Source organism: Pandoraea sp. PE-S2T-3 (genome assembly GCF_002179965.1).
GTDB lineage: Bacteria > Pseudomonadota > Gammaproteobacteria > Burkholderiales > Burkholderiaceae > Pandoraea.
In genome coordinates this window covers 513,800-534,858 of sequence record NZ_NGUQ01000007.1, presented here as the reverse complement: position 1 = coordinate 534,858, position 21,059 = coordinate 513,800, and the positions used below count along the sequence as shown (strand labels likewise).

Below are 21,059 nucleotides of genomic sequence, written 5' to 3'. Positions count from 1 at the left end.
GCCTTTCTTTGGAAAGGCACGCGTCATTGAGTTGTACGCAATCTAATCGACAATCGGTGAAAAGATCAGTGCGCCGGCATCAGCATCTCGAAGCCTGCAATCTTCTCTACGTTGTAGCCGGCGTCACGCCAGGCATCCAGTCCGCCGAGCAGCGGACGCACTTCCGCAAAGCCCTGTTGCCGCAATTGCTGTGCGAGCCGTGCCGCCGTGACTTCGTTCGGACAGGCGCAAAACACCACAATCCGCCGGTCGCGCGGAATATCCCTGAGTTTGCTGGCGATGTCGTCCGGCTCGATGGCGATCGCACCCGGAATCGTGAACGGGTCAATGGCGCGGCGTGCCGCTGAGCGCACATCGATCACGACCGGCGTGATCTCGTCCTTCATCCATGTTTCCAGCGTTTGCACGCCGATACGTGCCATGCGCAGCGAGCGCAGCAGGCGGTAACGATTGAGCCAGCGGTTGAGCAGGTAGAGCGCGAAGACGATCACAACGAGCCAGAGCACGCCCCGGCCGAGGGTGTCGAAGGCGTCGAGCACCGACACGATGTGCGACGAGAAACCCACACCGAGTGCCACGGCCACGCCCGACCAGAGCATCGCGCCCAGCGCGTCGTAGAGCAGGAACTTGCGCCACGACACGCCCAGCGCCCCGGCCATCGGCACCGACAAGGCCGAGAGGCCCGGCACGAACCGCGCGAACAGCAGCACGCGCACGCCGTAGCGGCCCATCGAGCCCTCGGTGCGGCTCACGCACGTGTCGGGCGAGATCGACAGACGGCACATCAGCCGCAGAATGTGATGCCCGTAGCGGCGCCCGGCCAAAAACCAGATGACATCACCGAGCAGCGCGGCGGCAGCGGCCAGCGCGATGATGCCGAGGGGCGGGAACAGCGCCGTCGACGCGGTGACGATGAGCGTGGGATACGCCGGCAACGGCAGGCCCAGCGCCTGTCCGAAGATATTCAGAAAGACGAGCCAGAGGCCATAGCGGGCAATCAGATCGAACAGCATGCCGGTACCTGAGCGAATTTGCGCAATAACGCATGGTAGTCCCCTGCCATGACGGCCAGAAGCCCGTATCTCGAAAAGTATTGTTGCTCTTTTGGAACGATCGCGGGCAAAGTCGCCCAGAATGCCGCCTTCCGTACCGCCCTCAGTGCCCCATCGACGCCTTCGCGCCCCGCTTGGGCTTGGTCATCCACACCAGCGCCGCCATGGCGAGGAACACGTAGCCGGACAGGTGAAAGATGTCGTTCGTCGCCAGCATGAACGACTGCCGGGTGACCAGATCGTTGAGCACGCCGATCTCCGCCCCATTGGTGAGGCCCAGCCCCTGCCGCAACTGGTCGAGATAACTCGTGGTGGCGTCGGAATATGGCGTCACGCTCTCGGCCAGCCGTGCGTGGTGGTAGATCGCCCTGTCCTCCCACATCGTCGTGCTCACGGCGGTGCCGATGGCGCCCGAGAGCGTGCGGAAGAAATTCGACAAACCCGATGCTGCTGCCAGCCGGTCGTCGGTGATGCTCGAGAGTGTGATCGTCGTCACCGGCACGAAGAAGCATGCGATGCCGATGCCCTGCACCAGCCGCGGTTCGATGACTTTCGCGAACGACAGATTGAGCGCGAAGTGCGAGTTCCAGAACGACACCCCCGCGAACACGAAGAAGGCGAACGACGCGACGGCACGCAAGTTCAGCTTGTCCATGTTCTGCCCGATGATCGGCGACAGAATCAGCGCCAATAAGCCCACTGGCGCGGTCGCCAGCCCGGCCTTGCCCGCCGTGTAATCCATCACCGTTTGCAGCCATAGCGGGAAGATTACGACAGAGGCGAAGAACGTCATGAAGCCGAACGAAATCACCACCACGCCGAGCGCGAAATTGCGGTCTTTGAACAGCGTGAGATCGACGATGGGTTTGTCGGACGTCAGCTCCCAGAGAATCAGCGCCGAAAGGCAAACCGCCGCAGTGATCGCGAGCGTGACGATCATGCCGTTGTTGAACCAGTCGCGATCCTTGCCCAGGTCGAGCATCATTTGCAGCGACCCCACGCCGATGGCGAGCAGCGCCAGACCGACCAGATCGATGGGGATGGTTTGCGTTTTGGTTTCGTGTCCACGCAGCAGCAGATAGCACGCAACCGCTGAGAAAATGCCGACCGGCACGTTGATATAGAAGATCCACGGCCAGGTGTAGTTGTCGGTGATCCACCCGCCGACCACGGGGCCGAAGATTGGCGCGACGATCACTGTCATGGCCCATAGGCCGAGCGCGAGACCGCGTTTCTTCTCGGGAAAACTGCGCAGCAGGATGGTTTGCGAGAGCGGCACCATCGGCCCCGAGACCAGCCCTTGCAGCAGCCGGAAGAACACCAGCGATTCCATATTCGGCGCGAGGCCGCACAGCATCGAGGCAATCGTGAACAGCGTGACCGAGGTCACGAACAAGCGGACTTCGCCAACGCGCCGGGCCAGCCATCCGGTCAGCGGCACGGCAATGGCGGCGGCCACCGCGTACGAGCTGATGACCCACGTGCCCTGACTGTTCGAAACGCCCACGCTGCCCGCGATGGTCGGCACGGCCACGTTCGCAATCGATGTGTCGAGCACTTCCATGAACGTGCCGAGGGCGAGCCCGACCGTGAGAATGGCCAGCCGGCCGCCTGTGAGGGGCGCCCCTTGTGGTGCGGCGGCTGGGCTGGCGGTGGCGGCGTCAGACATGCAAATCCTCTCCCTGATTTGGCGGCCGGCGATCTCAAGTCGCCTGACCATTCCGAATATTGGATGGTGCCGCAGATTGCCGGGGGATGTGCGACGCAAGTTTGGAAACGATGCTCTAATCCCGCCCCTTACGCTTCTTTATGCCCCTCGGACCCTTGCGATCTGCGTGGAACACGCGTCCGGCAAGGGTTTGCCCGTGAACGCGGGCATGCTGCGTTGCGGCCATGCGGTAAAACGCCGTCAGTTGGCGATCACGAGACGTTTTTGCCACTTGACGCCAGACATTGCACAGGCTTGAATCGGCGTTGACGCCCGATGCGGAAGTTTTCGCGTCGCTGCCCCTGGGCGTTGTCGGCCGGCTCAGAAAACCAAATGACCCGCTCCGTGCGCTCTCTGCGAACGATGCCGGGCAACGGTAAAACCACAGGAAAAGCCCCATGCAACCAGGCAGCGTCATTCCCCTTCAGTACGGCGAGTTTCTCGTCCTGCTTTCGTTTCTGATTTCCGCGCTCGGTGCCTATGTGGCACTCGTCGCCGCGTCGCGTATCCGCAATGAAGATGGTGGCATCAGCGTCGGTTATCTCGCCGTCGCGGCGCTTGCGTTGGGCGGCGTCGGCATCTGGGGCATGCACTTCATCGGCATGGCGGCGCAGCGCATGCCGTTCCCGGTGTCGTTTGCCTTGTGGCCGACCGTCGGCAGTCTGGTGCTCGCCGTGGTGGTGTCGGGAGCGGCGCTTTGGTATGTCGCTCAAGCGCCCTACCGCAATGCCATGCACTGCGTAATCGCCGGTGTGGCGGGCGGGCTCGGCATTGCAGGCATGCACTATCTCGGGATGAATGCGGTGCGCACGCAAGCCGTCTTCCAGTGGGACACGACGATCATTGCGCTGTCGGTACTCATCGCGATGGTGGCGGCAAGCGTGGCGCTGTGGCTGGCCTTCCATCTGCAAACGAGCTTGCAACGCGCGCTCGCGGCCATTGTCATGGCGATTGCGGTGTGCGGCATGCACTACACGGGCATGCTCGCCGGCACGATGATTTGCACGTCGGAAACGCGCGCACAGATCAGCCCGCGCTTGCAGGGCGACCTGCTGCCGTATGGTGTTTTCGCGATTGCGTGCGTGGTGCTGTTAGGCATGGGCGTGTTGCTCTATCGCACCGGGCGCCGCCGTCGTGAGCGTATCGCCGCACGGCTGGACGCCGTGATGCAACAGCGCACCGGACACGTCTGAGCGCACCATACAAAGCAAAACGCCGGCCCGTCTTTCGATGGGCCGGCGTTTTTTTGCGCGTGCTTGCGAGTGATTGCGCGCTCGCACGCGGCGGGTCAATGCAGGATGGGACTACTGGCACCCACGGGCATGACGTCACCCGTCGGGATCAGATCGGCAATGAAGAAAGGTTCGGTGTTGAGTTCACGTGATGCCCCGGGTTGGCCGGCGTACCAGCGCACCATCGCCATGTCGCCCAGCACACGGGTCACGATGCCTTTGGCGCCCTGCGGCACTGCGATGTGATTGGATGTGACGATCGTTCCCACTTTCACTTGAGTCTCCTGCGAATAACGAAAAACGACGCGCCAGCGGGTGTTTTCATGCGGGCGAATCGTCATCCGACTATACCGTATTGCGCAGACGACATCCCCGATTTCTCCGGCGCCGTGGTGAAAAAACCGTCCGCCTGTCCGCCATGATGTTCGGCCAGCACGCGGTAATGCGGGCCGCGTGGCGTGCGCACGGAATGCACCAGCACATAGCCGTCGCAATGCCAGATGAGCGGGCGCGGATACGGATCTGACGGCGCACGTCGTGCGTGCCGCAGCAGCGTCACGTGGGGCCGGAAAGACTGCGTGATCACACGCGCGCCGGTGGCGCGCCATTGCGAGAGCAACATGTCGCGGGTGGCGATCAGACTCTCGGGCGCTGCGGGCGAACCGGCCCAGACGATCTTGCGATCGGACCAATAGCCCAGATGATCGAAGGTGAGCGAGAACGGCGCGAGCGGTGCGCGCTGCATCAGTGCAAGGAGCACCGGCAGCCGGGCGGGATCGACCTCGTCGAGAAAGGCGAGTGTCAGGTGGAGGGTCTGTGCACGGAGCACGCGTCCGCCGCACTCCGCATGGGCGGCGGACGCCCATTCGTGAAGCTGCGCCCGCACGCCCGGCCCAGGCCATAGGGCAAGGAAAAGTCGCATGAGAACACCAGTCGTTGTGTCCTTCTGATGATTCTCATAGTAGACGGGCGGTGGCGCGAATTCCAGCCAGCGCCGTCATCGTTACCCCTCAGTTGGTCGACACCCCGGTGTTGATGCCGTTGCGACGGCCGCGGCGCGGCGTATCGGCGGGCTTTTCGTCCGTTTTGGCTTGTACCGGCGGGTGCATGATGCTGTTCCAGTTGCTCTGGATGGCGGCATCGGTGGTGTCGCGCGAGACGGCGCGCGAAATGTCGGCGCTCGGATTGAATGCGGGGGCGTTGGCGGCGTTGGCCGGATTCACTGCACCGGCAGGCGCCGGCGTGTTCTGGGCGTGGGCCGATGGCGTAAGCACCAGCACGGCGGCAATGGCGGCGGGCAGCGTCAGCCAAAGCGCCGTACGCACGGAGAAGTACCCGGCGAACGGGAAGCGGGCAAACGTGGGGTGGGCCATGAAATTCTCTCGGGAAGACAACGACGCTGGCGCGGCACGCTGATCAGCAGGCGCGCGCCATGTCGGTGTCATGGGGTTCAGTCGTTTCAGTAAGCGCCGGGGGGCGGTTTCCAGCCCGGGGGCGGCGGAGGCGGCGGCGCATAGCGCTGCGCAGGTTGCATCTGCTGCGAAGATACCATGTCGCCCCGCACAGGCACGCGGTTGCCATAGGCATACATGCACTGAATGTAGGCCTGATCATAGCGGCTTTGCGTCATGTACACAGACGACTGCGCGTTACCTACGCCGACGGCGCTGCCCGCGAGCAGACCGGCACCGGCGCCGATGGCCGCACCCGAGCCGCCACCGAAGGCGGCACCCGCTGCCGCACCGATAGCGGTACCGATCACGGCACTGCCGATGGCGCTGGTGTTGGCGGCGGTGGCGGTATCCATGCCGCCGTTCTGACCGTTAGCGAACTGACGGCAGTTGAAGTCGTCCTGCCGGAACTGGTCGAACGATTTGTTGGTGCCCGGCAGGGCCATGATGCTCGGGCCGGACGGGACGACCGCGCAGCCCGCAAGCGTTGCCGCAGCGACGACGATGGCCAGTGGCGCGGCCAGACGGCGAACGTTGCTGCGGGACTGGCTGGCGCGGGATTGGCTGGAAAAAAGCGATTCGAACGGCATGCGGTGCCTCCCGATCAGTTAGCCGGCTGTGCCGGCACTTCGCGCCAGCCTGCCGGACAGGTTTTTACGTACGGGTAGTAGGCACCGGCCTTGTCGCAGTAATACCAGGTGTCGCTGCCCGCGCCGGGTTGGCCGGGTTGTGCGGCAGCTTGCGGTTGTTCGACATATTGCTGCGGCTGGCTCGGCACGACAACGACGGGCGGCGAGTAGTACGGGGCTGAGTAGTACGGATACGGGTAGGCGTACGGATAGTAGCCGGGGCCGACCCAGACGCGCACACCGCCGCGCCAGGCAAATGCGCTGCTGCTGGCGAGCGCGGCGGCCACGGCGACGAAACCGAGGACAACAGGTAGACGTTTCACGGCACAGACCTCAAAGAACTGACTCCCGGCGCGGTGGATTCCGCCTCGCGTACGCGCGTCGCACTTCGCTTGGATGTGACGAGACAACGCCCTGGAGTTGACGCTTCGGAGTCTAGGCCCGTCCCCTCGGCGTAGCAATTACGGTGCCTGTTAGAAGTGTTTCAAAGCATTACGTTTTTTACGAAGATCCGCATGAACACACGATCTAGCGACGGGGTACGGTTGCCTTGAGATCGGCCAGATAACGGGCCACGAGACGTCGGCTTTCGGTGAGTTCATCGAGCTTGCGATCAAGCTTTTCCACCTCTTGCGAAAGGGCATCGACGATGTCGTCGCAGCGCTCGAATAACGGTTGATCGCCGCGCATGCAGGGCAATAGCACGCGAATGGTGTCGATCTTGAGACCGGCGGCGCTGAGCACACGAATGCGTTGTGCGACTTGCGCGTCGTCCTCGTCGTAGTCGCGATAGCCCGCGCCCGTGCGTGCCGGGCGCAACAACCCCTCCTGTTCGTAGTAGCGCAACATCCGCTCGCTCACACCGGCGCGGTGTGCCAGTTCTCCGATTCGCATGGCTCTGGGATTCCTTGATGAGGTGACGCGTGCGGGGTCTGCATCAACGCTTGACCTTGACAGCGCTGTCAGAGTTTAGCCTTTGGGCAGGCGTCGATGTGTGGACGCGGGAATGAAGACATCCAGATCGGGAGATCAACATGGCAGCAACAGGCAGGCAGGAGATGCAGCGCACGACGGGCGAAGTGCGTTCACGCTCGGCGACGGGGAACACGTCCGGGAAATTCGTCACGCAGATATCGAGGGGGAATGCCGATGAGCGGTCGATTCCCGAAGCGCACCCTGCAACGGCCGCCGATCTGACGCCGCTGGCGTTCGCCGGATACGCGCACTTCACCGCCATGCAGTTTCGTGATGGCGGCGTGCGCGGACTGGATTTGCATTTGGCGCGTTTGCGGCACGCGTCGTTGCAGATGTTCGGACAAGCGCTCCCGGACGCCCACATCAAGCACGCGTTGCGGGCGGCGCTACGTGCAGGGCCTGCGGAGATGTCGCTGGTGGCGACGGTGTATTCGCCTGAGGGCGAGTTCACTGTCGCGGGCGCAGAGGCCGTGCCGGGGCTGCTGGTACGCACCGGGCCGGCTTGGACTGGACTGACCGGGGGTAATGGACGAGCAGGGCCGGCCGGATCACTCAGTCTCGCGACGTTCGAGCACGAACGCGTGCTACCCGAGTTGAAGCACGTCGGCGAAGTCGCCAAGACGTGGTTCTTGCGACAGGCGGCAGCGCGTGGTTTCGACGATGCGGCGTTCAAAGACCGCGCGGGGCGGTTGAGCGAGGCCTCGATCTGGAATCTGGCGTTCTGGGATGGTGAATCGGTGGTCTGGCCGGTGGCCGCGATGTTGGGCGGCACGACCATGGGCATCTTGCGCAGGCAGCTAACGGAGCTGGGCGTGCCACAGCGCGAGCAGGAGATCACGATGGCCGATCTGCCGACGATGCGCGGTGCCGTGGTGATGAACTCGTGGACGCCGGGTGTCGCGGTGCATCGGATCGACGACGTGTCGATACCGCTCGACTCGCGCTTCGTGGCGCTGCTGACGCAGGCTTACGCGCGCGAGCCGATCGTCATGCCGTGACAAACATTGCGATGGGCAGCAGACGGCGCGGTGCCTACTTTCCGATACAAAACCGGCTGAAGATCACGCCGAGCAGATCATCAGAAGTGAATTCACCGGTGATGGTGCTCAACTGCTCTTGGGCGAGTCGCAGTTCTTCGGCGAAGAGATCCAGCGCGCCCGCATTTTGCCGTGCGTGCGCGTCCGCCATCTCGACATGCTCACGCGCGGCCCGCAGTGCCGTCAGGTGCCGCTCGCGAGCGAGGAACACGCCTTCGTTACCCGCTTGCCAGCCGGCGATTTTCAGCAGCTCCGCGCGCAGCAGATCGATGCCCTGCCCGCCCTTCGCCGACAGCCGGACACCGAGGGGCGCCGTGCCCTCCTTCGGCAACACGGTCGCGGGCTCGCTCGCCAGATCCGTCTTGTTGAACACGCGCACGATCGGCACGTGCTTGGGCAACTGCGTGGCGATGACCTCGTCTTCCGCCGTCACGCCGGTGCGGGCATCGAGCAGATGCAGCACCGCGTCCGCCTTCGCGATTTCGTTCCAGCTACGTTCGATACCGATGCGCTCGACTTCATCCTCCGTCTCGCGCAAGCCGGCCGTGTCGATGATGTGCAGCGGAATACCATCGATCTGAATCGTCTGCTGCACCTTGTCGCGCGTGGTGCCGGCAATCGGCGTGACGATGGCCAGCTCGGCCCCGGCCAGCGCATTGAGCAGCGAGGACTTACCCACGTTCGGCTGCCCCGCGAGCACCACGTTGATGCCCTCGCGCAGCAGCGCGCCCTGACGGGCCTGCGACAACACCTGCGCCAACTGCGTGCGAATACGTTCGAGCTGCCCGAACGCATCGGCCGCTTCCAGAAAATCGATTTCTTCTTCCGGGAAATCGAGCGTCGCTTCGACCAGCATGCGCAGATGGATCACCAGATCCACCAGCGAATGAATCTCGCGCGAGAACGCGCCGTCGAGCGATCGGCTGGCCGAGCGTGCGGCCGCTTCGGTACTCGCTTCGATCAGATCGGCGACGGCTTCGGCCTGCGCCAGATCGAGCTTGTCGTTCAGAAAGGCGCGATGCGTGAATTCGCCCGGCTCCGCCAGACGAACACCGAGCGCCGCACCTTCGTCGATACAGCGCTGCAAGAGCAGTTGCAGCACGATCGGGCCGCCGTGGCCCTGCAACTCCAGCACGTCTTCGCCGGTGTACGAATTCGGGCCCGGGAAGTAGAGCGCAATCCCCCGGTCGAGTGCATCGCCGGCGCCATCGAGAAACGGCAGATACGACGCATGGCGTGGTTTCAACGGCTGCCCGACGAGTCGTGCGATGACACCCTGAACGGCGTCGCCGCGATGCTTGCCGAAGGACACACGCACCACGCCAATCCCGCCGCGCCCAGGGGCAGTGGCGATGGCGGCAATCGGGGCGGCGTTGGAGGTTGCGCTCATAGGACGGGTCATCGAAAAACAGGGCTCATTTTGACACGCACCAAACAAAACCGCCCGCGAGAGACTCGCGGGCGGCTTCGTTCGTCAGACGGCGAAATCCGGGCATGCCGGATTTCTCAAACTACTACGCCGCCTTCTTTTCCTTCTTCTGGCCAAGCATGCGGTTGATCGACCATTGCTGGGCAATCGACAGCGTGTTGTTGACCACGTAGTACAGCACCAGGCCCGACGGCAGGAAGAGGAACATGACCGAGAAAATCAGCGGCATGAACATCATCATCTTGGCCTGCATCGGATCCGGCGGCGTCGGGTTCAGCTTGGTCTGGATGAACATCGACACGGCCATCAGCACCGGCAGGATGTAATACGGATCCTGCGTCGAGAGGTCATGAATCCAGCCCAGCCACGGCGCGCCGCGCATTTCCACCGACGACAGCAGCACCCAGTACAGCGCGATGAACACCGGAATCTGAATCACGATCGGAATACAACCACCGAACGGATTGACCTTCTCGGTCTTGTACAGCTCCATCAGCGCCTGATTCATCTTCTGCGGATCGCCCTTGTAGCGTTCGCGCAGCGCCTGCATCCGCGGCGTGATTTCCTTCATGCGCGCCATCGACTTGTAGCTTGCAGCCGACAGCGGGAAGAACACCAGCTTGATGATCACGGTCACGGCGATGATCGCCCAACCCCAGTTACCGATCAGGCCATGCAGCTTCGAGAGCAGCCAGAACAGCGGCTTGGCGAGGATGGTGAAGTAACCGTAGTCCTTCGTCAGCTCCAGGCCCGGCGCAATCTGCTCGAGCATGTGCTCTTCCTGCGGACCGGCGAACAGACGTGCGTCAACCGTTTGCGTGCCGCCTGCCGGGATGCTCGCGAGCGGCTCTTTCACGCCGACGCGATACAGGCCGTTGTCGAGCTTGCCGATGTAGTTGTCGCGCGGCACGCCTTCCTTCGGAATCCAGGCCGTGGCGAAGTAATGCTGCACCATGCCGATCCAGCCGTCGCTCGACTGCTTGGCGTACTTGGCCTTGTCCTTGTCGATATCGCTGAACGTGATCTTCTGGAACTTGTCTTCGCTGCTGTACACGGTCGGGCCCGTGAACGTGTGCGAGAACTTCGCGCCGCTGATCTCACGACCGTCGCGCACGAGTTCCATGTAGAGCGTCGGCTTGATCGGCGCGTCGGTCTTGTTGACGATCGTGTTCGACACGTCGATCACGTAGCTGCCGCGATGGAACGTGTAGGTACGCACCAGTTGCAGGCCGCCCTTGACCGGCGATTCGAACTTCACGGTCAGCGAGTCGCCTTCCAACGTGGTCGGGCCCGGCACCATCGTGAAGATGTCGTTGTGGTTCGGGTAGTCGCCGCCGATCAGCCCCGTGCGAGCGTAGTACTGATGGCTCGGGGTGTTGTCGAACAGCACGACGTGCTTGTCGGCCTCATCGGCGTCCGGCCACTTGTTCAGCGCGAGGAACGACAGCGTGCCGCCCTGCGTGCTGATGTCGGCTTCGTAGACGTCGGTGTTGATGCGTACCTTCTGCGCAGCGGCAGTGGCGGGCGCATTGCCCGGCGCGCTACCCGTCGCAGCGCCGTTAGCGGCTTGCGGCAGGTCGTTGGCGGAGGTCGCGTTGCCGCCTGTGCCGGCCGGGGTGGAGACTTCGGCGCCCGGGAAGAACAGCGACGAATGGCCATTGGCGCGTTGCCAGTTGTCGAAAAGCATCACGACAGACAGCGCGAAAATGACCCAGAGTACGGTGCGTTTGATGTCCATGCGGTAACTCGTGGTGGACGAAACTCAGGAATGGCTCGGCGCGCGGCGCGTGACTGCCGATGCGGCCGCGGGCCTGGACGAGACAGACCGTTCTGCTCGCGACGAATCACTGCCGGCAGCCTTATCGGTGCCTTCAGCGGAGGAGTCGGGAGCGGGACGGGCGTGTCGAGCCGGCGGAACGGGATCGAAACCGCCGGGGTGAAACGGATGACAGCGGCATAGACGCTTGGCCGCGAGATAAGTGCCGTAACCGGCACCGTGCTCGACGATGGCCTCGCGTGCGTAGTCGGAGCAGCTCGGATGAAAGCGGCAACGGTTCCCCAGCCAGGGACTGATCACCAGCTTGTAACCGCGCAGGAGCAACAACAGCACGCTTCGCATCTCGATTCCGCCTGTCAGTCCGGCCTTTGGGGGCCGGGTGGGCGGCGCATGCCCGGGTTCGGGCGCTACCGTGTGGGGACTAACTACCTTCCGTCTTGTCGCTCGTCGTGCGGCTCTTGCGTGCGGCTTTCTCAGCGGCATCGAAGAGCTGCGCGAACTCGGTCTGACACAGCGTGTTCAGAACCGGTGCGGCCGCCGCAGTGTACGTCCCTTTGTCGAAGCGCCGGGTCAGTCGCAGCACGAAGTCCCAGCCGGCCAGAGACACGCGGCGCTGTCGGAACATCTCGCGGGCCTGACGTTTGATCAGGTTGCGAGTGACCGCGCGCGGCGCATGTTTCTTGCCGACGACGATACCGATGCGGCCCTCATCGGGCGTAGCACCGGTATCCGGAGTGACGTCAGGCGCAGTTTCCCGCCGACGCATGTACAAGACGAAATGCGCGCTACGACGCAGAGGGCGCAAACTAAAAACGGATGAAAACTCATCCGTTTTGAGAAGTCGCGCAGCTTTGGGAAACCCCAATGCCGGGACTTCGCGCCTTGCGGATTTGACGCGCAAACCGCGGTACGACCGAACCGCGATTAAACGGCCAGGCGCTTACGGCCCTTGGCGCGACGAGCGGCGATGACCTTGCGGCCGCCACGGGTCTTCATGCGAACCAGGAAGCCATGGGTGCGCTTGCGGCGCGTCACGGAAGGCTGAAAAGTACGTTTCATGATGCACTCACTGTGTGAAAAAATTCCCGCGCAGCAGCATCGTGAAACGCCACATGGACACCGTGAAAACCTGCGTATTCAAGGACTTTCACGCACGGTCCAGCCGTCGGGAGTTGGATAAGAATCCGGTTGTCTTTCTAACGAACCCGCTATTTAATCGGCTTTTCCGTTGTGTGTCAATAGGTTAGCGTCCGCGTGGAAGGCGGGCATGCGCCATAGCGGCCGGGGTTGTCGCGCTGACGCCACTTGGCGTTGATTTGTTGGCGAAAATCGCCCGTTACATCAATTTCTGCCGATCCGTCGGTTCGTCGTTAAAAGATATCCAAAGGGTCGCGGCAAATCGTCGCGATTGCCGGGGTTTTGCGCAGCCATTGTGCGAACGCAAGCGGGTTAACGCGGCACGCCCGCTTGCTGATGCCGGTGCTGTGGGCATTCCTGTGGATAACTCGCTTTGCCGACGCTTTGGCGGTAAAATCCCCCATCAATTTTTTTCCCAGCAGAGTACCGGTGACGCCGCCATGTGGATAGCGCGCCGGGTTTTGTCGTCTGCGCGCGCCGAAGCACGGCCGAGCGCGCGACGAGAGCCCGAGCGCAGCGCCATGGCAAGGCTTTGCCGGTCTTCTGCATTGCGCCGTCGGCCTGACTCGGGTACCGGCCAGTCGCCTCTCCGCTATGCCCCGGCACCCAATGCCGGCGCGGGTGACGACTTGGTTTTCGGTGTTCTGACCCCATATCGGATGTATCGGATAGTGCGGTCAATGACACTGCCGGACAGGTCAGACGGGCTTCGCGCCACCTGGACACACGCTGCATGAACGACTTCTGGCAACACTGCGCGACGCGTCTCGAGCAAGAGCTCACGCCCCAGCAATTCCGTACGTGGATCAAACCGCTGGCGCCGCTCGACTTCGACGAGGCTTCGCGCACGCTCAAAATTGGTGCACCCAACCGCTTCAAGCTGGATTGGGTGAAGAGCCAGTTTTCGGGCCGCATCCAGAGTATGGCGTCCGACTTCTGGAACGAGCCGGTCGAAGTGACCTTCGTGCTCGACCCGAAGGCCGGCATGCGTGTGCCGTCGTCCACCCCTGCCCCCGCGCCCGCTCAGGCGCCGACCGCCACGCAGGCGCCGGCCGCGCGTACGACGCCGGTTGGCGCGCAGACTGGCGCTAACAACGGCGCCAATGGTATGAACGGTGCGCATGGCGGACAGCACGGGTCACATGCGTCGCATGGATCGAATGGTTCCGACGGCGCGGCGCTCGATGGCGAGCGCCCCGATCTGGAAGCCAGCGAAGCCGAGGCCGTGCGTCGCAACTGGCGCGTCACGCCGCAAGAGCCGGCGCAGACTCATGAGGTCGAATCGATTTACGAGCGCTCGAAGCTCAACCCGGTGCTGACCTTCGACAACTTCGTGACGGGTAAGTCGAATCAGCTCGCCCGCGCGGCGGCGATTCAGGTCGCGAACAATCCGGGTACGTCGTACAACCCGTTGTTCCTGTACGGCGGCGTCGGTCTGGGTAAGACCCACTTGATTCACGCCATCGGCAACCAGTTGCTGGCCGAGAAGCAGAACCCGCGAATTCGCTACATCCACGCCGAGCAATACGTTTCTGACGTGGTGAAGGCCTACCAACGCAAGGCTTTCGACGAGTTCAAGCGTTATTACCATTCGCTGGATCTGTTGCTGATCGACGATATTCAGTTCTTCTCGGGCAAGAGCCGTACGCAGGAAGAATTCTTCTACGCGTTCGAGGCGCTGATTGCGAACCGTGCGCAGGTGATCATCACGAGCGACACGTATCCGAAGGAAATCACCGGCATCGACGACCGCCTGATTTCGCGCTTCGATTCGGGGCTGACCGTCGCTATCGAGCCGCCTGAGCTTGAAATGCGCGTCGCCATCCTGATCAAGAAGGCGCAGGCCGAAGGTGTGGGGTTGTCGGAAGACGTGGCGTTCTTCGTCGGTAAGCACCTGCGTTCGAACGTGCGCGAACTTGAAGGTGCGCTGCGCAAGATTCTGGCGTATTCGAAGTTCCATGGCCGCGAGATCACGATCGAGCTGACCAAAGAAGCGCTGAAAGATCTGCTGACGGTTCAGAATCGTCAGATTTCTGTCGAAAACATTCAAAAGACCGTCGCCGATTTTTACAATATCAAGGTCGCCGACATGTATTCGAAAAAGCGGCCTGCCAATATTGCACGGCCGCGACAGATCGCGATGTATCTGGCGAAGGAGCTCACGCAAAAGAGCCTGCCGGAGATTGGCGAACTGTTCGGCGGACGCGATCATACGACCGTGTTGCACGCCGTGCGCAAGATTGCCGAAGAGCGTAGCAAGGATGCGCAACTCAACCACGAGTTGCACGTGCTGGAGCAGACGCTCAAGGGCTAAAAGGAAAGGTCGCGCGAAGGGCCGGCGAGAGATTGGCAAAGGATTGGCAAAAGGTAGGCGGCAGCATCAATGCCGGGGGGCATGGCGGGGCGCGAGCGGGGTTGCTCGTTTCCCTGTGGATAAGCTGGGAGCGGTTTGGGGGCAATTCGTGTTTTCGGGCACAATAGCGGATCGGCGCACATTGCGTCCCCCGATCATCCACAGCGTTTTCCGCCCTGTTATCCCTTTTGCAAGCGATTGATTGGTAAGGGAATCTTCGGGTTATCAGCAGGAACTGGCGCCCGTTAACAGTTACTACGAAGGATAAATATGCAATTGGTCAAAACTCAACGAGACAATCTGCTGCGGCCGCTGCAAATTGTGAGTGGCATCGTCGAGCGTCGCCATACGTTGCCGATTCTGGCCAATTTGCTCATTCGCAAGCACGGACAGGACATCTCGTTCCTCTCCACCGATCTGGAACTCCAGATCACCACGACCGCCGATTGCGGTGCAGGCGCCGATGATGTGGCGACCACCGTGGCGGCGCGCAAGCTGCTCGACATCCTGCGCAACATGCCGGACGCCGAAGTGGCGCTCTCGCTGTCGGACAAGCGTCTGACGGTGCAGGCCGGCAAGAGCCGTTTCCAGTTGCAGACGCTGGCAGCGGAAGACTTCCCGACCGTGGCCGAGGCGAAGGATTACGCCGCGAGTTTCGCATTGCCGCAGCGCACGTTCCGCCAGTTGCTGGCGATGGTGCACTTTGCGATGGCGCAGCAGGACATCCGTTACTACCTGAACGGCATGCTGCTGGTGGTCGATGGTGAAGAGATCAAGGCAGTTGCGACGGACGGTCACCGTCTGGCGTACAGCAGCACGAAGATTGCCGGCGAGAAGTTTGCCAAGCAGGAAGTGATCATCCCGCGCAAGACGATTCTCGAACTGCAACGTCTGATGGAAGACATCGACGATCCCGTGCAGATCGACGTGGCGCCGAGCCAGGTCAAGTTCCGTTTTGCAAACGTCGAGCTGGTGTCGAAGCTGGTCGAGGGCAAGTTCCCGGACTTCACGCGCGTGATTCCGAAGGGCTACGCGAACAGCTTCACGATCAGCCGCGAAGAGCTGCATCGTTCGTTGCAGCGCGCCGCAATCGTGACGTCGGACAAATTCAAGGGCGTGCGTTTCACACTGGCGCCGAATCTGCTGACGATCATCGCGAGCAATTCCGAGCAGGAAGAAGCGCGCGAAGAAATCGAAATCGATTACAGCGGTGACTCGGTGGACATCGGTTTCAACGTCACGTATCTGCTCGACGTGCTGGCCAACCTGAAGGTCGAGCAAGTGAAGATCAGTCTGGGCGACGCCAATTCGAGCGCGTTGATCACACTGCCGGACAACGACGAGTTCAAGTACGTCGTAATGCCGATGCGCATTTAAGCGGAAATTCCGCTACACGCGCCGCCATGCGCGAAGGGGCCGAGCGCCCCTTTGGCGTTTCTAGAGGATGATCCTTTTGCAGGATAAATCGCTCTCCGGGTGCCAAAAGTACCTGGGAGCGACAGGGTCATGAAGCAGCAAACCGTCAGCAATGACGCAGTAACCGGAAGATTGTCATGAGCGAACAGCAAAAACAGGCCGAAAACGGCTACGGCGCAGCATCCATCCAGATCCTGGAAGGTTTGGAGGCCGTACGCAAGCGTCCAGGCATGTACATTGGCGACACGTCGGACGGTACGGGCCTGCATCACCTGGTGTTCGAGGTGCTGGATAACTCGATCGACGAGGCGCTGGCGGGTTATTGCGACGACATCCACGTGATCATTCACGCGGACAACTCCATCTCCGTGACCGACAACGGCCGCGGCATTCCCACGGGCATCAAGTTCGACGACAAGCACGAGCCGAAGCGTAGCGCTGCGGAAATCGTGATGACCGAGTTGCACGCGGGCGGCAAGTTCGACCAGAACAGCTACAAGGTGTCGGGCGGTCTGCACGGCGTGGGCGTGTCGTGCGTGAACGCACTGTCGACGTACCTGAAGCTCACGGTGCGCCGCGACGGCAAGAAGTCCTTCATGGAATTCCACCGTGGTGTGCCGCAAAACCGCGAGCTGGAAGTCATCGATGGCGTCGAGACCTCGCCGTTGAAGGTGCTGGGCGATACCGACAAGCGCGGTACCGAAGTGCACTTCCTGGCGGATCAGGAGATCTTCGGCAAGGTTGAATTCCACTACGACATTCTCGCCAAGCGTATGCGCGAGCTGTCCTTCCTGAACAACGGTGTGCGTATCCGCCTGTCGGATCTGCGCACGGGCAAGGAAGAAGACTTCGCTTTCGCGGGTGGCGTGAAGGGCTTTGTCGAGTACATCAACCGCTCGAAGTCGGTGCTGCACCCGACCATCTTCCATGTGATCGGCGAACGCGACGGTATCGGCGTGGAAGTGGCGATGCAGTGGAACGACAGCTACAACGAGTCGGTGCTGTGCTTCACGAACAACATTCCGCAGCGCGACGGCGGCAGCCACTTGACCGGTCTGCGCGCGGCCATGACGCGCGTGATCAACAAGTACATCGACGAGCACGAGATGGCCAAGAAGGCCAAGGTCGAGACGACCGGCGACGACATGCGCGAAGGTCTGACCTGCGTGTTGTCGGTGAAGGTGCCGGAGCCGAAGTTCTCGTCGCAGACGAAGGACAAGCTGGTGTCGTCCGAAGTGCGTGCGCCGGTGGAAGAGTACGTGGCGAAGGCGCTTGAAGAGTTCCTGCTCGAGACCCCGAACGACGCGAAGATCATTTGCGGCAAGATCGTCGAAGCGGCGCGTGCGCGCGACGCAGCACGCAAGGCACGTGAAATGACGCGCCGTAAGGGCGTGCTCGACGGCGTTGGCTTGCCGGGCAAGCTGGCGGATTGCCAGGAGAAGGATCCGGCGCTGTGCGAAATCTATGTGGTCGAGGGCGACTCGGCAGGCGGTTCGGCCAAGCAGGGTCGCGACCGTAAGTTCCAGGCCATTCTGCCGCTGCGCGGCAAGGTGCTGAACGTTGAGAAGGCGCGTTTCGACAAGCTGATTTCGAGCGAGCAGATCGTCACGCTGATTACCGCGCTGGGTTGCGGTATCGGCAAGGACGACTACAACATCGACAAGCTGCGTTATCACCGCATCATCATCATGACCGATGCTGACGTGGACGGCGCGCACATCCGTACGCTGCTGCTGACGTTCTTCTATCGTCAGGTGCCGGAGCTGATCGAGCGTGGTTACATCTACATCGCGCAGCCGCCGCTGTACAAGGTCAAGCACAACAAGGACGAGCGCTACATCAAGGACGAGGCCGAGTTGGCCACGTACATGCTGAAGCTGGCGATGAACAATGCCGAGCTGACGCCGTCGACGGGCGCGACGCCGATTTCGGGCGATGCGCTGGGCGAGCTGACGCGCAGCTACCAGTTGGCCGATAGCGTGATCGAGCGTCTGAGCCGTCTGTACGAAGCGTCGGTGCTGACCGCCGTGACCGAAGGTGTCGAGATCAGTCTGGATACTGAGGAAGCCGCAGCGAAGTCGGCTCTGGCGTTGGAAGCGGCATTGAGCGACGACCCGCTGGCGCCGGAGATCACGATCAAGGCGGTGACGGAAGACGTCGAGAATGCGGAGCCGGTGATTTCGCTGCGCGTGATGCGTCGTCACCATGGCAACGTGAAGGTGAGCGTGATCGATCCGTACTTCCTGCAATCGGCGGACTTTGCGCAGTTGCAGAAGACGGCCGAGACGTTCAAGGGCTTGATCGGCGAAGGCGCGACGATTCGTCGTGGCGAGCGTTCGCAGTCGGTGGCGAACTTCAAGGCCGCGATGAAGTGGCTGATGGCCGATGCCGAGCGCAACGTGTCGAAGCAGCGCTACAAGGGGCTGGGCGAAATGAACGCGGGGCAGCTGTGGGAAACCACGATGGACCCGACCGTTCGCCGCCTGCTGCGCGTGCAGATCGAAGACGCGATTGCTGCGGACGGCATCTTCACGACGCTGATGGGCGACGACGTCGAACCGCGTCGCGCGTTCATCGAGTCGAATGCACTGCGTGCTGGGAATATCGACGTTTAAGGCGTTTGTAGACGTATGGCGCCAGAGTCACTGCGACTGGCGCCATAGTCTTGCGAAGGCGTTCTGCGGATCTGCCTTCGTTGCACCACAAGAATTAAGGGCTTAGCCGATGGCTAGGCCCTTTTTCTTTGGTACCGAATCAGAACTGCGCCGTGAGCGAGAAACCCACTGTTGCGTGGGCGGTCTGGAACGTCTTCGGTTTATAGACGGGCGTTCCTGCAAAGACCTCCCCGGCGACAAAGCCGAATGGCAACTTGGCATTGCCTCGCACACCAATGACTGCCCCGGCGAGTTGTGTGCCGGCGAGATAGACGGCATTCGGACCACTCACGCGTCCGTAATCGACGCCAGCGAACAGCGAGACGCCGGACGCACCCAGCGCCCATTGCAACTCGTTGCGCCAGTAGAAGCCCTTTTCAGCCGCCAACGACGACTCGCCATCAAACCCCCGCACCGTGTATCGACTGCCGATGCTCAAATCGTCGATGTAGTGCAGCACGTCGCTAGTGAATTGCCCGTGGAACGTCGTGACATAGCGTAACGGCAACTGACCGAGTGGCAGTGAGAGGTTGGCATCGAGCACGGCCATCTTGAAGCGGTACGTGGGCGTGCCGGGCAAGGCGTTGTCCGGCGCAGCGCCCAATCCGGCAACGCTTTGTCGATACATGAGGCTGCCGTCGAACTGCCCGGCGCCGATGTAGTGCCGATCGACGAACCCGAATTCGATGAACGTGTTGTTGCGGTACTGCTGATCGATCTCGGCGTCTTCGAGGTAGCTTCGCCCGAAGCGTTTGCTCAACCGGAACTGAGCGCTCAATACATTGCTTTGACTACGCTGGAGAACGCGCGCCAGCTTGAGATCGACGTTCTGCGATTGCCCGCGAGTCGTGAACGTGTCGTTCACCCCTGCGATCTGCTGGTTGTACCGATTCGCGTAGGCGGACAGTGTGGCGGTCCAGTATCCCCACGGAATTGAATAGAAGGCATTCCATCCGTTCGAACCGAACCGCTTGTCGGCAAACGCCAGGTCATGGTTGGCGCCAACGTTGAGGATGTCGTTCAAGCCCAACGGATTGTCGATTCCGAGTGCGAGGTTACCCTGTAGTTTTCCCGTGTCTCTTGAGCCCGAGTTGTCGATGGACGTCACCACGCTCCATCGCTTCGTACGATTGACGTCAATGACGACATCGGATTCTCCCGGTGCTTCAGTCGGCATGATCTGCATGGTGACGTCCTGACTTGCCACCCGCTTCATTTGCTCCAATCCCTGCTCCAGATCGCGCAGTTCAAGAATCTCACCCGATGACGTCGGGAATGCGGTGCGCCACGTACCGTATTGCGTGGCATCGGAGAAACGAACATCCCGAATGATCCCGGGGATCAGGGCCAGCCTCAGTTCGCCACTGGTGAGGTCCTGTTCAGGCACGAGCACACGGGTCGTCACGTAGCCCTTGGCCAGAATCTCCTGCGTCAGGCCGGCCGTGATCGTTGCGATGCCCCGACGTCCCAGACACTGGCCACGATAGTGGGAGAGCCAGGTAGCCGCAAACGCAAACGGGTCCATCGGAAGGGCCGATGCCCCGGCGGACCGAGCGTGTTTCGGAAGCGTTGCGGGCACCTCCAGCGAGAACTTCTCAATTCGAAAGCAAGGTGCTTCCGTTGCAAGCGTAGGGAATCCGTCGGACGGGGGCAACTCGGAGCGAACGACTGGCGCCCCGATCGCCGCCGCACGTTCTTGCGCTTGGCGCTGCTGTTCCAGAAGTTGCTGCTGACGCGCATTTGACACCGCTGCGTCGACCGCTGGCGCAGAAGGCGAAGTTTGCGCCGTCGCCTGAAATGGCAACGAGGCGAATGCCAGCGCCACGATGGCAAGTTGGCGATGGACGGTTACGGCAAAGCAACTCGATGCGGAATTCATTCGGAAGCGACAGAGAAGGAATCGCGGAAATAAGACGAGCACCATCCCGGCCCGATGCTTCGGGTCGATGCGGGACGTCAAGGGGTGGGATGTGCGCGTCCTGTGTTGGACGCGCCTTACATCAGGCGTCGAAATCTAACATGATCCCCGGCGGTATTGATTCGGATTATTTATTTTTTCGGATATTACCGATATTGAGTGATTTTAGAAAGATCAGTTGGCAATGCGAATGAATACTGAAATTCTGAGTACTATTCGGTATGCGAAGTTTGTATCGATAGAAGTAAAACACTGGGCGAAGACCCACATAAGAACAGTCGTACAAAGATC

The 21,059-nt window shown here is 61.7% G+C and carries 19 protein-coding genes; 5 read left to right on the top strand and 14 right to left on the bottom strand.

Annotated features, from left to right (window positions below):
* Nucleotides 1-65: 65 nt before the first annotated feature.
* Complete coding sequence (locus CDV46_RS04400) at nt 66-1,013, bottom strand: DedA family protein/thiosulfate sulfurtransferase GlpE (RefSeq protein ID WP_087721896.1); 948 nt, start codon at nt 1,011-1,013, stop codon at nt 66-68.
* A 142-nt stretch (nt 1,014-1,155) separates the two neighbouring features.
* Entirely contained in the window at nt 1,156-2,721 is a 1,566-nt protein-coding gene (locus tag CDV46_RS04395) for a DHA2 family efflux MFS transporter permease subunit (protein ID WP_176399003.1), read from the bottom strand.
* Between the two features lie 437 nt (nt 2,722-3,158).
* Between CDV46_RS04395 and CDV46_RS04390 the strand changes: the two genes are divergently transcribed.
* On the top strand, nt 3,159-3,953 hold the full coding sequence (locus CDV46_RS04390) for an MHYT domain-containing protein (RefSeq protein ID WP_087690661.1): 795 nt from the start codon (nt 3,159-3,161) through the stop codon (nt 3,951-3,953).
* A gap of 95 nt (nt 3,954-4,048) precedes the next feature.
* Here CDV46_RS04390 and CDV46_RS04385 read toward each other — a convergent pair whose 3' ends face one another.
* From CDV46_RS04385 to CDV46_RS04360, 6 genes are all read right to left on the bottom strand, one after another.
* Nucleotides 4,049-4,267, bottom strand: coding sequence for a hypothetical protein (locus tag CDV46_RS04385; protein WP_087690840.1), 219 nt, complete (start codon nt 4,265-4,267; stop codon nt 4,049-4,051).
* Between the two features lie 62 nt (nt 4,268-4,329).
* The gene (gene thpR / locus CDV46_RS04380; RefSeq protein WP_087690659.1) at nt 4,330-4,914 is read right to left on the bottom strand and encodes an RNA 2',3'-cyclic phosphodiesterase; all 585 of its coding nucleotides are present in this window, start codon (nt 4,912-4,914) and stop codon (nt 4,330-4,332) included.
* An 88-nt stretch (nt 4,915-5,002) separates the two neighbouring features.
* The gene (locus tag CDV46_RS04375) at nt 5,003-5,365 is read right to left on the bottom strand and encodes a hypothetical protein (protein WP_087721895.1); all 363 of its coding nucleotides are present in this window, start codon (nt 5,363-5,365) and stop codon (nt 5,003-5,005) included.
* Between the two features lie 86 nt (nt 5,366-5,451).
* Complete coding sequence (locus CDV46_RS27040; protein WP_254915924.1) at nt 5,452-6,033, bottom strand: hypothetical protein; 582 nt, start codon at nt 6,031-6,033, stop codon at nt 5,452-5,454.
* A 14-nt stretch (nt 6,034-6,047) separates the two neighbouring features.
* Entirely contained in the window at nt 6,048-6,395 is a 348-nt protein-coding gene (locus CDV46_RS04365; RefSeq protein ID WP_087690655.1) for a hypothetical protein, read from the bottom strand.
* Nucleotides 6,396-6,600: 205 nt separating this feature from the next.
* Nucleotides 6,601-6,966: a MerR family transcriptional regulator gene (locus tag CDV46_RS04360; protein ID WP_087721894.1), complete on the bottom strand. Its 366-nt coding sequence runs from the start codon at nt 6,964-6,966 to the stop codon at nt 6,601-6,603.
* A 140-nt stretch (nt 6,967-7,106) separates the two neighbouring features.
* Here CDV46_RS04360 and CDV46_RS04355 point away from each other — a divergent pair, with 140 nt between their 5' ends.
* On the top strand, nt 7,107-8,045 hold the full coding sequence (locus tag CDV46_RS04355) for an aminotransferase class IV family protein (protein WP_254915923.1): 939 nt from the start codon (nt 7,107-7,109) through the stop codon (nt 8,043-8,045).
* Between the two features lie 34 nt (nt 8,046-8,079).
* Here CDV46_RS04355 and mnmE read toward each other — a convergent pair whose 3' ends face one another.
* From mnmE to rpmH, 5 genes are all read right to left on the bottom strand, one after another.
* Complete coding sequence (gene mnmE / locus CDV46_RS04350; protein WP_087690649.1) at nt 8,080-9,474, bottom strand: tRNA uridine-5-carboxymethylaminomethyl(34) synthesis GTPase MnmE; 1,395 nt, start codon at nt 9,472-9,474, stop codon at nt 8,080-8,082.
* A 124-nt stretch (nt 9,475-9,598) separates the two neighbouring features.
* Nucleotides 9,599-11,251, bottom strand: a complete 1,653-nt coding sequence (gene yidC / locus CDV46_RS04345; protein ID WP_087721892.1) for a membrane protein insertase YidC — start codon at nt 11,249-11,251, stop codon at nt 9,599-9,601.
* Between the two features lie 24 nt (nt 11,252-11,275).
* Complete coding sequence (gene yidD / locus CDV46_RS04340) at nt 11,276-11,632, bottom strand: membrane protein insertion efficiency factor YidD (RefSeq protein ID WP_087690644.1); 357 nt, start codon at nt 11,630-11,632, stop codon at nt 11,276-11,278.
* A gap of 79 nt (nt 11,633-11,711) precedes the next feature.
* Complete coding sequence (gene rnpA / locus CDV46_RS04335; protein ID WP_084656496.1) at nt 11,712-12,155, bottom strand: ribonuclease P protein component; 444 nt, start codon at nt 12,153-12,155, stop codon at nt 11,712-11,714.
* A 59-nt stretch (nt 12,156-12,214) separates the two neighbouring features.
* Nucleotides 12,215-12,349: a 50S ribosomal protein L34 gene (gene rpmH, locus CDV46_RS04330; RefSeq protein ID WP_010806664.1), complete on the bottom strand. Its 135-nt coding sequence runs from the start codon at nt 12,347-12,349 to the stop codon at nt 12,215-12,217.
* A gap of 811 nt (nt 12,350-13,160) precedes the next feature.
* Between rpmH and dnaA the strand changes: the two genes are divergently transcribed.
* The 3 genes from dnaA to gyrB all read left to right on the top strand — a co-directional run bounded on the left by dnaA (nt 13,161) and on the right by gyrB (nt 18,811).
* Nucleotides 13,161-14,741: a chromosomal replication initiator protein DnaA gene (dnaA, locus tag CDV46_RS04325; protein ID WP_087721891.1), complete on the top strand. Its 1,581-nt coding sequence runs from the start codon at nt 13,161-13,163 to the stop codon at nt 14,739-14,741.
* 309 nt (nt 14,742-15,050) lie between these two features.
* Complete coding sequence (gene dnaN, locus CDV46_RS04320) at nt 15,051-16,157, top strand: DNA polymerase III subunit beta (RefSeq protein ID WP_058376642.1); 1,107 nt, start codon at nt 15,051-15,053, stop codon at nt 16,155-16,157.
* Between the two features lie 176 nt (nt 16,158-16,333).
* Nucleotides 16,334-18,811 carry a DNA topoisomerase (ATP-hydrolyzing) subunit B gene (gene gyrB / locus CDV46_RS04315; protein WP_087690640.1) on the top strand — a complete coding sequence of 826 codons (2,478 nt, stop codon included), beginning with the start codon at nt 16,334-16,336 and terminating at the stop codon, nt 18,809-18,811.
* 139 nt (nt 18,812-18,950) lie between these two features.
* Here the strand turns inward: gyrB and CDV46_RS04310 are convergent, their stop codons facing one another.
* Nucleotides 18,951-20,729: a ShlB/FhaC/HecB family hemolysin secretion/activation protein gene (locus CDV46_RS04310; protein WP_087721890.1), complete on the bottom strand. Its 1,779-nt coding sequence runs from the start codon at nt 20,727-20,729 to the stop codon at nt 18,951-18,953.
* Nucleotides 20,730-21,059: the final 330 nt, after the last annotated feature.